This is a genomic window from Paenibacillus sp. J31P13 (assembly GCF_056269295.1).
In genome coordinates this window covers 1-15131 of record NZ_JBWDNR010000009.1, presented here as the reverse complement: position 1 = coordinate 15131, position 15131 = coordinate 1, and the positions used below count along the sequence as shown (strand labels likewise).

12 protein-coding genes, 4 tRNA genes and 1 rRNA gene are annotated in these 15131 nt (G+C 42.8%); 2 read left to right on the top strand and 15 right to left on the bottom strand.

Going from position 1 to position 15131, the window contains the following annotated elements:
• Window positions 1-167: 167 nt before the first annotated feature.
• The 4 genes from AC0YOD_RS23505 to speD all read right to left on the bottom strand — a co-directional run bounded on the left by AC0YOD_RS23505 (window position 168) and on the right by speD (window position 5140).
• Window positions 168-1400, bottom strand: a complete 1233-nt coding sequence (locus tag AC0YOD_RS23505) for an aminopeptidase (RefSeq protein WP_475801770.1) — start codon at window positions 1398-1400, stop codon at window positions 168-170.
• Window positions 1401-1501: 101 nt separating this feature from the next.
• Entirely contained in the window at window positions 1502-3109 is a 1608-nt protein-coding gene (locus AC0YOD_RS23500; RefSeq protein WP_475801769.1) for a metallophosphoesterase, read from the bottom strand.
• A 345-nt stretch (window positions 3110-3454) separates the two neighbouring features.
• Window positions 3455-4324: an SDR family oxidoreductase gene (locus tag AC0YOD_RS23495; RefSeq protein WP_475801768.1), complete on the bottom strand. Its 870-nt coding sequence runs from the start codon at window positions 4322-4324 to the stop codon at window positions 3455-3457.
• A 6-nt stretch (window positions 4325-4330) separates the two neighbouring features.
• A complete protein-coding gene (gene speD, locus AC0YOD_RS23490; protein WP_475801767.1) occupies window positions 4331-5140 on the bottom strand; it encodes an adenosylmethionine decarboxylase in 810 nt (269 codons plus the stop codon).
• A gap of 193 nt (window positions 5141-5333) precedes the next feature.
• Here speD and AC0YOD_RS23485 point away from each other — a divergent pair, with 193 nt between their 5' ends.
• Window positions 5334-7100: a hypothetical protein gene (locus tag AC0YOD_RS23485; protein WP_475801766.1), complete on the top strand. Its 1767-nt coding sequence runs from the start codon at window positions 5334-5336 to the stop codon at window positions 7098-7100.
• A 90-nt stretch (window positions 7101-7190) separates the two neighbouring features.
• On the opposite strand, the gene AC0YOD_RS23480 is transcribed toward AC0YOD_RS23485, so the two are convergent.
• From AC0YOD_RS23480 to AC0YOD_RS23460, 5 genes are all read right to left on the bottom strand, one after another.
• A complete protein-coding gene (locus AC0YOD_RS23480) occupies window positions 7191-7901 on the bottom strand; it encodes a hypothetical protein (RefSeq protein ID WP_475801765.1) in 711 nt (236 codons plus the stop codon).
• 39 nt (window positions 7902-7940) lie between these two features.
• A complete protein-coding gene (locus AC0YOD_RS23475) occupies window positions 7941-9425 on the bottom strand; it encodes a nicotinate phosphoribosyltransferase (RefSeq protein WP_475801764.1) in 1485 nt (494 codons plus the stop codon).
• 1 nt (window position 9426) lies between these two features.
• Entirely contained in the window at window positions 9427-10236 is an 810-nt protein-coding gene (locus AC0YOD_RS23470) for a ribose-phosphate pyrophosphokinase (RefSeq protein WP_475801763.1), read from the bottom strand.
• 23 nt (window positions 10237-10259) lie between these two features.
• Complete coding sequence (locus AC0YOD_RS23465; RefSeq protein ID WP_475801762.1) at window positions 10260-11060, bottom strand: NUDIX domain-containing protein; 801 nt, start codon at window positions 11058-11060, stop codon at window positions 10260-10262.
• A gap of 136 nt (window positions 11061-11196) precedes the next feature.
• Window positions 11197-12186, bottom strand: coding sequence for a Gfo/Idh/MocA family protein (locus AC0YOD_RS23460; protein WP_475801761.1), 990 nt, complete (start codon window positions 12184-12186; stop codon window positions 11197-11199).
• Between the two features lie 235 nt (window positions 12187-12421).
• Between AC0YOD_RS23460 and AC0YOD_RS23455 the strand changes: the two genes are divergently transcribed.
• Window positions 12422-13798, top strand: a complete 1377-nt coding sequence (locus AC0YOD_RS23455; protein ID WP_475801760.1) for a DUF5808 domain-containing protein — start codon at window positions 12422-12424, stop codon at window positions 13796-13798.
• Between the two features lie 16 nt (window positions 13799-13814).
• On the opposite strand, the gene AC0YOD_RS23450 is transcribed toward AC0YOD_RS23455, so the two are convergent.
• The 6 genes from AC0YOD_RS23450 to AC0YOD_RS23425 form a co-directional block, all read right to left on the bottom strand.
• Window positions 13815-14408: a P-loop nucleotide/nucleoside kinase family protein gene (locus AC0YOD_RS23450; RefSeq protein WP_475801759.1), complete on the bottom strand. Its 594-nt coding sequence runs from the start codon at window positions 14406-14408 to the stop codon at window positions 13815-13817.
• A 93-nt stretch (window positions 14409-14501) separates the two neighbouring features.
• Window positions 14502-14576 (bottom strand) — tRNA-Gly (locus tag AC0YOD_RS23445).
• A 7-nt stretch (window positions 14577-14583) separates the two neighbouring features.
• A tRNA-Gln gene (locus AC0YOD_RS23440) sits at window positions 14584-14657 on the bottom strand.
• A 32-nt stretch (window positions 14658-14689) separates the two neighbouring features.
• A tRNA-Asp gene (locus AC0YOD_RS23435) sits at window positions 14690-14766 on the bottom strand.
• Window positions 14767-14803: 37 nt separating this feature from the next.
• Window positions 14804-14880: transfer RNA gene (locus tag AC0YOD_RS23430), tRNA-Met, on the bottom strand.
• 170 nt (window positions 14881-15050) lie between these two features.
• A 23S ribosomal RNA gene (locus AC0YOD_RS23425) occupies window positions 15051-15131 on the bottom strand; the annotation flags it as partial.

Genomic DNA, 15131 nt, shown 5'->3' with positions numbered 1-15131 from the left:
TGTCAGGACAAAGTAGTCATAAACGTCAATACGGCTATATGACAAATGTCATATAGCTGTTTGGGCATTCGCCTTTAATATGTATTTATTTCCTTATATAAGAAAAATAAAAACCCAAAGAAGCAATTGCTTCTCTGGGTTTTCTAGATCCTTTAATTATCCTTTAATTAAAACGCCCAATTTCCCTTACGGAATACAGGAACGACTGTACCATCCTTCAAAATACCGTCTATGTCCATTTCGGCAGAGCCGATCATGAAATCATTATGCGTAATGCTGGCATTGACACCATTCTCCTCTAGCTCCTCAGGAGACATCGTCTTACCGCCCTCGATGTTAAAGGCATAGCCGCTGCCGATTGCAAGATGGTTGGATGCATTCTCATCAAACAGCGTGTTATAGAACAAAATGTTAGATTGAGAAATTGGCGACTCATGAGGAACAAGTGCAACCTCGCCCAAATAATGTGAGCCTTCGTCCATCTCAACGAGCTGCTTCAGAATTTCTTCTCCCTCGCCCGCTTCTACCTTCACAATCCGACCATTCTCGAAGGTGATTTTGAAGTTATCAATTACATTGCCTCCGTAGCTAAGCGGCTTCGTGCTTGAAACGTAGCCATTCGTACCTGTTTTTAGAGGCACCGTGAACACTTCCTCTGTTGGCATATTCGCCATAAAAGGAACATTGTTTATATTTGTGCTGCCGGCTGCGACCCATACATGCTTATCAGACAATTCAATTGTAAGGTCAGTTCCCGGAGCCGTGTAATGCAATTTTTGAAAATGAAACTCATTCAGCTTCTCGCCTTTGGTATGCAGTGTTGCATTATGCTCTTCCCATGCTTTGACTGGGTCCGCTGTGTGCAATCTTACGGAATCAAAGATCGCTTTCCAAAGCAATTTGACTGCTTCAGTTTCATCGGCTTCTGGGAACACTTTTTGAGCCCATTGCGGACTAGCTGCCGCAACGACAGTCCAGCTTACTTTATCCGCTTGAATGGCTCTGCGGAACTCCTTCAGCCCTTGACCAGAAGCTTTCTGGAAGCTCGAGATCCGTGCTGAATCAATTCCTTTGAGCAAATCAGGGCTTGATGACACGATGGAAATAAATGCTGCACCGCGCTCAACAAATGAATTGCGCTTACCCGTCTCCCATTCAGGGAAGTTAGTAAACACCTCATCAGCCGCTTTTTCATACTTCAAACGTGACAAGGAATCATCCGTCCAATCTACATGCACATTGCTTGCACCAGCATCATACGCCTTGCTTGCTACGAGTCTTACAAGCTTTGCATTATCGACGGAGCCTGTTACGAATACCTCTTGTCCTTGCTGTACGTTTACACCGACTTTGACGATCAGCTCGGCATATTTTTGTAAATGATTTTCAAATTCACTCATTTTTAAAAGCTCTCCCTTCCAGGTAGAAAATATGTACGGTACATCCTTGCTATAGCAAGCATTGTATCGAATTATGAAGACCATAGTCAAATGAGCGAGCTCTACTTATTTATTCGAACGTCAAAGAAATCCGTAGCTATTCGTTTATTAATAGATCCAAACTCCATGTCCAAGGAAAATTCATCTTTTTCAGGGAACTGTTCACGATCATAATAATTGAATTTATCCAATGTAGGCGAATAGGTTTGGATGTGCAGCTTTTTATTCAAAGCATCGAATTTCAAAAGCCTAATATAACCTAGTCCGCCGTCCTCAGCATTTTGATAATCGGCTAGCATTTGATAAACGTTGCGATCCGGCGTTCCGTCACCATCATCATCAATGGCATCGGCCTTGAGCATTGCGCCATGGTAATGCCCGGATAGTGTTGCGACGACATTTTTGTTAGGCAATACTACCGATTGATACACCTTCTCCCCGATCGGCGCTCTCTCGCCTGTATCGAGCAAATATTCATGAAAAGCCAGTATCCCCATGTGGTCTGGATATTGTTTGACTACTTTATCCATCCACTCAAGCTCCGCTTTGCCAAGTCCCCATCCCATATATACAATAATGAAATCCTGTCCCCCTGCAGAAACCAAATCATAATGACCTCTATTGTTTTTGTAAGAGTCGCCAAACGTCGGTTTAGCTTTAAACCGTTCGTCTCCAAACCATTTCCCATATTGCTTGTAGGATACAGCATCGTGATTAACATCATGATTGCCGGCTAATACACCATATGGAATATCAGCATCATCAAGAACTTTCATATTGGTATCTGCTTCAACCCATTGCTTAGCTTGACTGTGGTCATCAATGATGTCCCCTGTGTGAATGACATATTTAATTTGCTTTTCTTCTTGATTATCCTTAATCCAATGAACAATATCCCGATAATAACGTTCGTAGTTTCTCGAATAATATTGTGTATCCGACATCCATACAAAGGAAAATGATTCAGGTTCATTCTCTTCCTCTACCTGCTCATGTACAATAACCTGTATACGATTCCCGTCTCGAAAATCTCCAGCTACAGCTTCCCCCTTTAATGATAAAGGGGCATTTCCCGCTATCTCTGATTGCAGCTCATACCACTTTTTTAGTGATGGGCTCCATGCGTATAAGGACACCTTGCGACCTTCAACTGATTTCCCCTTCCATTGCACCTGGACGACATCTGTATCCCGAGTACGCTCATCAAGCTCAATTTGAAATCGTTGATAGGTAAAGGGCTCGGATGTATGATCTTGCAAGTAATTACCGTCCGCTTCCCTTATCGCTTCGTAATCTTCTGACCGAAAGGCCTTCTCTCCAACACTCATTGTTTCAAAAGTAAGGAGTTCATTCTCTCCAAATACATTCGGTCCCGATCCCATCAACGTTTGAAAATCCGAACCTCCTGGGAACATTTGCAATGCAGGCAGTGAAGCTGGACTATATTGGTAGGCGCGGATGCTGGTATTATTTGTTCTATTTTCAAGCTCATCATTCGATTCAGATTCTGCCAGATCCACTCTCCATGATTTATCACTTGCATCATATCCTGCAGCTGCTCGGCTCTCGCCATCTGAACTAGACCATGGAATAACGCTTAATAGGAGAAGTCCCGCTGTTAACAACGCTATGTACACCTTTATTCTTTTTCGTTTAGGATTCGTATTCATTTTTAAAGCACACCCCTTAAGTTATGTCTCTTAGATTCCAATGGTTGCTACCGCATGGTATTGAATTTACCCTAATTCACTTTTAATGAACCAAATATTCTTTCTTTGCTCTAGCAACCGAAACGCTACACTCCTTCTATTATAAAATTGGATATCCTTGAGTGATTGCATGCAATCGATACGTATTATGTACATAGTTAAACCTCATTTCATAGTGAAAGGCTCTTGGCGTCTTCCTTTTAAATGGAATAAAGAAAAAACCAGCTTGCCCCAAGCTTGAACCTTATAAAAAAGTTCAGACTTAGGGTAATGCTGGCAGTTATCTGATCCTATTTACTTAAATGGTTAACCATTAACGACTTGTCCACCATTAATATGAAGAATTTGACCTGACATATAGCTGGAGTCATCGCATGCCAGATACACATAAGCCGCAGCAAGCTCATGCGGCTGACCTGGACGCTTCATAGGCGTATCTGATCCGAATGTCGCGACGTCATCTTCCCCAAAAGAGGCGGGAATTAGCGGCGTCCAAATGGGTCCAGGCGCAACGCCATTCACGCGAATGCCCTGTTCAACAACATTATTCGCTAGTGCGCGAGTAAACGAGACTATCGCTCCTTTGGTCGCGGAGTAATCAATTAACTGTGGATTACCCTGATAAGCGGTAATGGAGGCTGTATTGATAATCGAGCTGGATTTCTTTAAGTGCGGCAGAGCGACAATCGTCAAATAGAACATACTGAATACATTGGTGCGGAAAGTCGTCGTTAGTTGGTCTGAGGTAATATCCTCAAGCTTTTGCTGAACATGCTGCTCAGCTGCATTATTAACCAAAATATCGAGCTTGCCGAATTTTTCAATCGTTTGATCGATAACGCTTTTACAGAAAGCTTCATCACCAACATCGCCGGCAATCAACAAGCACTTCACACCAGCCTTCTCAATGATCGCTTTCGTTTCATTCGCATCCTCATGCTCGTTCAAATAAACGATAGCAACATCTGCGCCTTCCTTGGCATAAGCAACTGCTACCGCCCTGCCGATCCCGCTGTCTCCACCTGTAATGATTGCCGTTTTCCCTTTCAGCTTGCCCGCTGCTTTATAAGAGTCGGACTCATAGATCGGCAAGGGCTTCATTTCGGATTCAATACCTGGTTGCACCTTTTGATGCTGCGGAGGGTTTATTTTCTTCTTCGTTGTAGAGTTAGACATGTAAGATCAGCTCCTTATATTTTTCCCATAAAAGATTTCATCCATCTCAGTTTTCAGCCTTTTCGTAATTTCCTCTTGTTCCTTAGCCGACAATTCGTCCTTCGTATAGCCAAACAAATAATTGTTCAAATCAAATTGCTTCAGCTTGCATTTGGTGTGAAATACATTTTCCTGATAAATATTAACGTCAATCATGTCATACTGCTGGCATATATCCTTCGGTATGTAGTTTTGGATTGAATTAATATCATGGTCGATGAACAGCTTATGTCCTTTAATATCACGCGTGAACCCACGCACCCGATAATCCAGCGTCATAATATCAGTGTCAAAGGAATGAATTAAATAATTGAGTGCCTTAAGCGGGGAGATTTCACCGCACGTAGACACGTCAATGTCCGCACGAAATGTGCTGATTCCTTCATTCGGGTGATATTCTGGATAGGTATGCACCGTTATATGGCTTTTATCCAAATGCATCACAACGGTATCGGGCAGTGGGCCTGGCGACTCATCGAATGTCTCCGTCTTTGCTTCCAATACCGGTCCCTCCGATACGAGAAGCGTAACGCTCGCACCCTGCGGATTGTAATCCTGCTTTGCGATATTTAAGACGTGAGCGCCTATAATGCCTGATACTGTGCTTAAAATTTTCGTTAGCCTATCCGAGTTATATTGCTCATCGATATAGGCGATATAGGCTTCTCGTTCTTCCTTCGTTCTTGTATAACATACGTCATACATATTGAAACTTAACGACTTCGTCAGGTTATTGAAGCCATGTAATTGAATCCGCTGTTCTGGTGTTAGTGACAACGCGAATCCCCTCCTTGTTCAATAACTACTATTTCCTATTACCCACCTGCCGATGCGACAAAACCTCTATGAGCAAAAAAAGAGAACATTTTTCTCGTCTCGGTACTTTAGCCCTATCCATATTTTCATTGCGCTATTCCAATCGGTATTCCATAATAATGGGATATAGCTAAGAAGAAGGCGGGGTTACATCATGTCATTTCAGTTTGGTTCCAATTCGCCAGACATTAAAAATCCATTTAAACGTGAGGGATTACTTTATTTAATTAGCGGTATTCTTATCGCACTCATCGGTGTCCTTTCTATTATGATTATGCGAAAAGAATTAGGTGACGATGCAGCCATAGCCGGCTGGTTTCAACTCATTCAAAGTCTGCTTTTACTCGGTGTCGGCACTACTTTTATGACAAAAGGTTTATTGAAGCTCTTCCGCTTCTACATTGGCAGAGGTATTCCAACCAGCTTAAGCAATAATCAAGCACGCAGTGAAAAGCATGTTTTCGAGCCGCATGCCGCTTATCATGATCAACACTTGGACCAGATGCTGGCAGGACGTAAGAACATCACATTCGTTGAACCGAATACGCTGCTGGATCGAATGATCTTCAGTATTTTTCCTAAAATGCTCTTTCTGCCCTACTCTATGCGGAATTTTTTGCATATCGTCATCCATAACACCAGCTATGCCTATCTTGCTTTAGGCGCTTATCTTTTATCTCTTCTCTCGGGCATGCTAGGTCTCACATCACTAACTTCAAGTCCGGTTGGCACGTGGCTGGGAGTCAGCTTGCTCGTCTTTGTCATTGCACTTTGGCTCTTTAATGCACCTACCTTGAAGAAAGTGAATAATAATCAGCTTATTATTGGAAATCGTTTCTTCCTGTTTTTAGTTCCGCTCATTTCCTTAGTCATTCCTACTGTTGGAGAGCTGCTTGTAAGACAAAATATTGAGATTCCAGTCATCGGCTTACAACCGGCACTGCCGTTAGCCTTTATATTTGTATTTATCACCATTCTTACTCTAGTCACTATTTTCATCTCAAAAACACGTTCTGAATTGTATGATCCGCTTACAGAGGTTTCTGAGTTTCGGGAGCATTGGCAAGAAAATGTTCATCCTCAAGATTTCTTCCGATCATTGGATATGGAGCTGGCATCATTGCGGTACAAGGAGTTCCCTAACCGCGTATATAGAGAATTAATGCCTACACTCCAAATGGAGGGGAGTATGGATAAGGGGAGCTTTAACGGCGATACGATACAAGAAACACAGCCGATTTTCGAAGAAATCGCCTATCCGCCATTGCTGCAGCAATTAAGACTATGGATTTCGGTTGGCGGACATCTCCTCGTTATTTGCGGGGCTCTATTTCTATTCCTACTAAATCAAAATATAGATAGCGGCGTTCATTTCCAAGATCTATTCAATGAACTCTTTTATCCCATTGTATTAGGCTTATGCGGCTTCTCCGCGCTTCTATTGGCTCATATGTATTGGGCAGAGATGCATTTTACAAGCTATCTCATTCAATTTCAGGGTGAAGGCACGTATACCGAATCAAAGGTTTCCGTTGGCATGGCTATTACGGATTCCACTCGCAGCGAGAATACGATTGTACGTTCATCATTCAGCCCTTGGCTGCTCGTCACGAGACTTGTAACTAGCACGCTTGCCGGCTCAGGCTCCGGTAATCTCTCCGGCCCGCGCTATATTATAAGCATGCATAAAGCCGATGATTTACTAAGCCATCTTGTTCAAAAAACACGCAGCTTCGTCCAAAATCGGGAGATCATTGCGAACACGACATCTTCCAAGGATTTTGATACCCTTAAACAAATCTACGCGATGAATGAAGCTGCGCCTGCCAAGGATACACTTCTAGCTTCCGGATCCAAACCGATTGCAAAATCTTTGGATGCGGCCGGCAAACCAAATAATAACGATTCAACTGAATCTTAATGTTCTAGTGAAATGCCACTGAGCATATAAAAAAGCCCTCCTCATCTGCGCTAGGCAGATGAGGAGGGCTTTTTGGTATGGGATATAGGATTAATGATCTTGTAGTAAAATTTCAATATTTTTCGTATTTTGGGTAGCTGAGGCATACCATTCTTTAATCGCTTCGAAATCTGAAGATTGTAGATCTGCTGACTTTATAATAAAACGTTTATTATCTAACCAATTGTAATCAAGAATAGGCCAAGTTGGGCTATCCGTATCCATATATGCATTAGCTTGATCAGTAGATGGATGCGGCATAATCTTTAACTGCACTAAATCAATGGCTATAAGAATATGCCGAATAACATCGTAGCCTTCATGATAGCCATATCTCAATAATGCTTTCCCGTTATCAGCCGAAATCTTATAATCCTGAAAGATTCCATTTACCAAAGCAAGGCTTTCAACATTGGAGTCGCTTACCTTTACCAGTAGAGTATCGCAGAGCTTATTTCCACAGCTGTATTGTAATAATACGTACTTTATTCCTTGTGCAGCATCTAATATTGTAAACTGCGTTCGGTCTATCTCATTCTTACGATTCTCTTGTGTATCGAGATAATCCTGATATAAGGGTATATCTTTGACAAATAGACTGAAGCTTTCACCGTTCTCTTCACTAATTGTCAATTGTTCAACATTCTCGTCCGAGACCGTTGTCTCTGTTGATTTTGATATAGAAGTACTCGCAGGGCTTCGTTCATTGTATATGAAGATTAATAGTAAAGAAGCCATGACAATCAGTAATGTGACTCGCAATAATTTATTTTCCATCATTTTTATGGTCTCTGTTTATTGTCATAAATGAGCCAATAAGTTCGAGCGAACTTCTGCTAGCGTAAGATCGCGTATGAGCTTACCATCTTCGAAAACAACCTCAAGCATATCTTCCGCTTTTCTCGCTTCATATTCTGCAACGCTTAGATTATCAGTAAAGGTAAGTTTGCCATCTTCTTCAGTTACGAGCACAAGACCGGTCTGCGATTTTTTCACACCGCTATCTGTTTTCGGATCTTTATAAATTTTCCGTTCTTCCCCGTTCACGATGGTGAATGTCGATTTAAGAGCAAATCCGAATGTGTCACGTGTATTATATTGATACGTAAACGATCCAATACCATAGACCATATTCGTCGAAGCGAAGCCTTTCGCTGCGAGGCGCTCGCAAATTTCACTGCAGCGCGAGATCGTAATGGCATCGCCATAAATAGCGCCGATGTGCGAGTCGAGTTGTTTATAGCCCTTCTCCGTAATCGTTCCGCCGAAAATATCCCATAATATTTCGATGACACCTTTGCGCTCAAACTCGCTTTCCCCATCAGGATCACCGCAAATGATCAAGACTGGGTCACCACTGTCAGGGCGAATCACAACCTTGCCGTCTCTGCTCATAATATCGTCTTTTAAACCGCGAATTACGACATCTAGCACGCTCCATAGATCCCATGTATCCGATACAATCGAGACGAAGCCGCTAGGGTATACCTCCTTAATTAAATAGCGGTACGAGCTCATCTCATCCCGACCATGCGCGCACATGACACTATGCTCAGTTGCCGGTATCGAGGTTCCTACAAGCTCTTTCTCAATATTGGCATTATAGTAGTTCTCCAAATATAAAATTGCAGGAATTGTGTCTGTTCCGGTAAACGAAAGGAGATGTCCCGCGCTGCTGCCCAAAGCCGCTTCCAATGCGCCCATTCCTCTCATCGAGAAATCATGTCCTTGGAACGGTACACCTGCTGTGTCTCCGTTTGTCTGAAGCGCATAAGCCTCGAGAATCTTACGATATTCAAAAGCAAGCGTAGCGCTCGTCGCCGGCATCCATAGCTGGCACGACATCAACGTCTCCAAATAGTTGGTTAACCAGAAAAACTCCGGCTTAGTATTTTCAATCGTCAGCATCGGTACCTTAATAGGTACAAGCGTACCTTCCTTAACCGCTTTTATTTTTATAGGCAGATATCCGAGGTCATGAAGCTCCTCAATATGCGATGCATCCGGTTCTGCTGCACCAAGTGCGTGTTGAATGACCCGTTTGTATTCCGCTGCAACGTCCGCCTTCGCTCTTGCGAAGAAATGCTCATTAAAGTATTGAATCACATATTGTTTAATGAAGGATTGAAATCCAAAGGCAACAACCTCATTCATTTCTTGAAGTCTGCTCGTACGTGCTGTCCAAGTCGAGTAGACAAGTTCCGTGCCTTTTGGGTATTGATTTTTGTGGCTTACTTTATAAAAATCACATAACAGCGTAGCTGGATAAACGAATGCTTGTGTCATCTTAAAGACCTCCCATTTCGAATACGTGAATTTTCTCATGACCTGCTTCATCCAATATCGTATCAGTCGTAAACACTTTGTCGATGAGATCTGAGTCTAATATGTTTCCTTTATGAATCGACTTCTCACAATGGCCAACCAGCAAATAAATATGAGATGCGCCAAGCTCCTTCAGCTTCTCAGCACTTCGCATGAACGTCCCGCCATAAGAGCAGAGATCATCTACAATAATGGCTTTAAAAGCTCCGCCGTCTACATGCCCCACTACATCAAGACTCTTAATTTCACCCGTCTGAAAGTCACGAACCTTAAACCCGACTAGCTGTTTATAACCATCCACCTTACTGTAACGCTTCTGCGCGCCAGCATCGGGGAAAAATAGAAAGTCCTTCTCCGGCTGAAATCCTATTTCCTCTACAACCTGATCAAGCAGCTGAATGGTCGGATACTTCCCAATGCTTCGGTCAATTAAGGCAAGCGATACATCGGAATGCGGCTCAATGACAATGACCGATTCGAAATTCATGCTGTTAATAAATGCTGCCGTATATTTCAATGTAAAAGCCGACCTGCCCTCCACTCGATCCATCCGACTATAAGGCATATAGTAAATCGTCAGCGAGCATTTGACTCTTCGCTCATCCAAATAACTTTTCACGAACATCAGCTTAATGAGGTCGCCGTCATTCTCATATTTCCAAGCGATGGTGTTGAAATCCGTCATATGCGTTAAAATTTCATCCCCATTCACCAGCGTTTCCCCGTTCGGAAACGTCTTTAGACCAAGCTCCATGCCATTCAACTTCAGCATCTCATCACACTCCTCTTGTATGTTCAGCTATATATGGACAATTGGGGTTCCTCATTCGTGAATTTGTACAATTGCGCCGCCCGCTGAGAGTATTGATTGGATTGCATAGGCTTTCCAAACTCATCCTTAGCTTCCTCGATAATGGAGCTGCGACTTTTGGTTGACGTTAGCTTACGAATAAAGTTCGGTTCCTCAAATCCTGGCACAACCGTTCGAATAACCTGATAGAGCTCACTAAGAGTAAATGCTTCAGGAAGAAATTCCTTAGCAATCTTCGTGGTCAGCATTTTCTTGCGAATGCCTTCCAGCGCATCAGTTAGAATTTGCCGATGATCAAAAGCAAGATCCATATTCAGCGCATCCTCGACTGCAAACAATCCAACATCAGATGCATCTACATCAGCAGCCCGCTTATCCAGCATTTTTTCATTTACAAGCGCTAAGAAAGCATGCGAGATGATCCATCCCCGTGGATCTCGTTCAGGTGCACTGTACACATTGAAATATTCGATATGAACATCCTTTACGGCTGTCTCTTCCTCCAGCTCACGTATCGCGCACTCGTATACCGTTTCCGTTTCCTTTGTAAATCCGCCCGGGAGCGCCCACTGTCCATTGAAGGGCCATACATTGCGCTGGACTAGCAGAACCTGTAATTCTCTAGTTGGCAGAGCCTTCTTAGATGACTGCTTCTCCGTCGACACTATGGTAAAAATAACGATATCTGCGGGTGCTCCATCGGGTGAACGGTAATGGCTGGCACTATAGTTGGATTCATCCTCCACCATGCTTCTTATCACATCCTTATGATTGGTATCCGTCATTTGATATTGTTATTTTGACATTATCAAATGACGTTGTCAATCGTTTTTTCCAAAAATAGGCTATTAGTCATGGTTACTAGTGCCAATAGCAACAAAAAAAGGAGCAGCTCCATGCTGCTCCCTACAAGCTTTCTATTTACTCCACTGCATCAGCCGGATAGACAAGTCCCATTTGTTTTCTTGCCTCGTCCATAATTTCCATCGTTAATAACGAGTTTTCAAAGGAATTTACGGTAGACTCTGTTTTTCCTGCCTTAATAAGCTCAATAAACTCTTTTACTTCATAGTACATCGTATTGCTCACGTTAGGCTGAGAAATATCCTCTGAGCTTCCGTTTCGATATTGAATCTCAATTTTGTTGGAATCACTAATTTTATCAATGACGATGCTTCCAAGCTCACCTTGAATTTCAGACGGCAGTGAGGAGTGTGTGATTTTCGAATACATAATGACAGCATCCATATTCGGGTATTTCAGCAATAGGCTGCCTTCCCCATCCACACCAGACTCCAGCATAACACCTGTCGCTTTAACGATCTCAGGCTTGCCGAACAGTGCAACAAGCGGATAAATACAATAGATACCGAGATCCATCAAAGCTCCGTTCGAGAAGACCGGATTGAATGCATTGAGCACTGTGCCTGCCTTGTAAGCATCATATCTGGATGAATACTGACAATAGGTTCCAAAATAGCGACGAATCATTCCTAGCTTATCTATATTCTCTTGAATAGCTTTGAAGTTCGGCAGCAGCGTAGATTTTAATGCCTCCATTAATAAAACACCGTTCTTCTTGGAAGCTTCAATCATTCCTCTTAGCTCGCGAGCATTGGAAGCAATTGGTTTTTCACAAAGCACATGAATGCCTTTGTTCATACAAGCGATCGCATGTCCTGCATGAAAGGAGTTTGGACTCGCAATATATACCGCGTCGATCTCTCCGCTTTCTGCCATCTTCTCAATATCCGTGAAAATGTTCGCAATTCCATGCTTCGCCGCAAAGGTTCTCGCCGTTTCCTCTGAACGAGAATATACGGCGGTCAATGAAAAGTCTTCAACCGTTAGCGCCGCCTCAATAAAAGACTCCGTAATCCAGTTCGTGCCGATAATGCCAAATCGTATCATGCTAGTTGCTCCTTACATTCGTATATTTCCTACTTATTTTTCTTTCTATTATCGTTACCTTATGTTCTAAGCTCTCGTATTCATTATAGACGTGCTTCAAGCATACTGCCAGAAATCTTCTAGCCTATCCTTTGACAAGCCCCTATACTTGTATTAATATAGGCAACTAGTGCCAAGATATCTGCCGCTGCCGTCAATAAGTATGACTGATCAGACTAGGAGGATGTAGTTGTCCATGATTTTACTTTTAATAACATTCATCATTTATATTTGTATTCTTGCCGTTTTTTTCGGTCAAGGCAAACTCAAAAATAACATCATTTTTGGAGTGTCACTGCCTGAACAAGCCCAGAACGATAACGCGATTAAACAGCTGCAAGCCGAATACAAAAAAGCCTATACCGTATACGGTGTGCTCATTTTGTTTACTCTTATTCCATACTTTCTGCTTGCAGATTATTTTTCATTATCTTTCATTTATACGTTCATTTGGGTTGTTGCAATTATCTATACTTCCAAGCTGCCTTTCTTGAAATTTCATCATAAAGCAGCAGCATTAAAGAGAGAGAAGAAATGGTTTGTAGGAGAAAAAAGATTAATTGATATCACTAGTAAAGTAGCTAAGTTGAAGGATTCAAAAATAATAGCTCCTTACTGGTTTCTGATTCCAGCCCTTATCTCTCTTGTGCCTATTATTCTTTCTTTCCAAAATGATAATCTATTAATGAAAATGACGGGTTACGCATCACTAGCCATGACCGTTATTCTCTATATCATTTACTCTGTTTTCGCCAAAATGAAGCCAAAGACATATAGTAAAAACGATGATATCAATGCAGCTCTAAATGGAAGGAGCAAGCGTTACTGGTCTATTTTATGGATAGGCATGGCTATATTCGAAAGCTTAAACGCAATCGTGGCCTACAGTATCCTAACACAAGGCAACTCCTCCAGCTTTACCTATTGGATCATCGGTATCATTATGGTATCGCTCGTTCCGCTTGGAAGTATATTTTTTGTACATAATAAAGTTCGCGCACTAGAGGAGAGTCTTGCAGATACCGACGGAAAAGCTATCGTCTCCGATGATGATGCTTGGTGGATTGACGGTTTCACGTATCATAATCCCAACGATACATCTATCAAGGTTGCAAAGCGTAGAGGGATTGGCACAACTTTTAATATGGCAACCCCAGCTGGAAGATCGATGCAAAACGGCAGTATCATAATCGTACTTCTATTGGTCATCTTAACGGGCTTCTTGACCATACAATCCGATAATACGTCTCCCTCCTTACTAATAGAAGAATCAGGAGCCATAACGATTGATTATCCGCAATATGATTATAGATTCTCAGTCGAGGATATACAGGAGGTCAAGTTGGAGGACACCATTCCTTCAGGCTTTAGATCAAATGGCATCGCAACCTCCAAATATGCTAGAGGCAGCTTCTCCATGGAGAAGCTTGGAGCAACCAAGCTGTATATTTTCAAAAATTCGCCGCCATACTTGTTTATAAAATTGAAAGATAACTATGTCATTTATAATGACAAAGATCCAGTTGTAACTAGAGCTTTATATAATAAATTACAAGAAATGATAGCGAAATAACATGCTTCAACCCGAGTTAAATGAGATCATTAAATATAAAATGCTCCAGCATTTGTAACGAATGCTCATCTAATGCCTTGGAATTATCAAAATATAAGACAGAGGACGAAGGCAGGCTCCAGCTTAACGTTTTCTTCTTTAGGGACAGGCGAAATTGATCCCAGTTATCCAGCTTCCACTGGTCGATCTCTGATCTGCGCTCCACTATACGGTTATAGTAATGCTGCTCGTCCGTAAGCGAGACGAAGACAACCTTTACGACCACATCTTCTAATGAGGCCCCGATGGATGAGAGCTCCTGCTCGATCCAATTCTGGGTCTCTATTTCTTTTGTAAAAGGACCAATCACTAATACATCATTTCCAAGAGCAACGTTCTCCAGCGCCGCATCCATCGTAATACGATAGCCAAGATCACGACAGAGCGTCTTGTACGCTTTAGAGTCTCTATCACTCGGATCAAGGCCAGCTTGCGTCATGAGGGCAACTGCAGCCGGACGCAGCAGTGTATCCATATCAAGCAAGGTTATGCCTCTCCGCTTGGCTACAGACTTCGCTAACGTTGTCTTGCCTGCGCCAGCACCGCCTACAAAAAACACTAATCTCCGCATCGTTTCACTCACCCATTCCATTCATGTTCATGTTATACCTTTATTCATAACAAAAAAACACCTCGCAATGCAAGGTGTTTGGAATGTAAAAGATGGAGCGGAAGACGGGAATCGAACCCGCGACCCTCGCCTTGGCAAGGCGATGCTCTACCGCTGAGCCACTTCCGCAAATATATGGCTGGGGATTCAGGATTCGAACCTGAGATGACGGAGTCAAAGTCCGTTGCCTTACCGCTTGGCTAAACCCCAACGTAAATCAGAATCACTTTTTTTAAGAAAAATGGCGGAGCTGACGGGATTCGAACCCGCGGTCTCCTGCGTGACAGGCAGGCATGTTGGGCCACTACACCACAGCTCCATATATGTAAGCTCGGATAAATCCGAAAGTGAAACCTTGGTTGCGGGGGCAGGATTTGAACCTGCGGCCTTCGGGTTATGAGCCCGACGAGCTACCGGGCTGCTCCACCCCGCGTCGTTAAATTGAAAATTTCTCACTGACAGAACAAAACCCACTGATGTGGGTGGTTCACTAATGCAAAAGCATTAGGGAGTTGCGCCCTGAAAACTGGATATGAAAGATAGAGGCTGCTGAAGCCTTAAAGCTATTGCTTACTGGATGTATGGGTCACAGCAAACCATTTTTAGGATAAGCCCTCGACCGATTAGTATTCGTCAGCTCCACACATTGCTGTGCTTCCACCCCGAACCTATCAACCTCGTCGT

Coding starts and splice junctions, on each gene's coding strand:
- AC0YOD_RS23505 (WP_475801770.1), bottom strand. CDS start 1,400: ATGAGTGAATTTGAAAATCATTTACAAAAATATGCCGAGCTGATCGTC.
- AC0YOD_RS23500 (WP_475801769.1), bottom strand. CDS start 3,109: ATGAATACGAATCCTAAACGAAAAAGAATAAAGGTGTACATAGCGTTG.
- AC0YOD_RS23495 (WP_475801768.1), bottom strand. CDS start 4,324: ATGTCTAACTCTACAACGAAGAAGAAAATAAACCCTCCGCAGCATCAA.
- AC0YOD_RS23485 (WP_475801766.1), top strand. CDS start 5,334: ATGTCATTTCAGTTTGGTTCCAATTCGCCAGACATTAAAAATCCATTT.
- AC0YOD_RS23475 (WP_475801764.1), bottom strand. CDS start 9,425: ATGACACAAGCATTCGTTTATCCAGCTACGCTGTTATGTGATTTTTAT.
- AC0YOD_RS23470 (WP_475801763.1), bottom strand. CDS start 10,236: ATGCTGAAGTTGAATGGCATGGAGCTTGGTCTAAAGACGTTTCCGAAC.
- AC0YOD_RS23465 (WP_475801762.1), bottom strand. CDS start 11,060: ATGACGGATACCAATCATAAGGATGTGATAAGAAGCATGGTGGAGGAT.
- AC0YOD_RS23460 (WP_475801761.1), bottom strand. CDS start 12,186: ATGATACGATTTGGCATTATCGGCACGAACTGGATTACGGAGTCTTTT.
- AC0YOD_RS23455 (WP_475801760.1), top strand. CDS start 12,422: ATGATTTTACTTTTAATAACATTCATCATTTATATTTGTATTCTTGCC.
- AC0YOD_RS23450 (WP_475801759.1), bottom strand. CDS start 14,408: ATGCGGAGATTAGTGTTTTTTGTAGGCGGTGCTGGCGCAGGCAAGACA.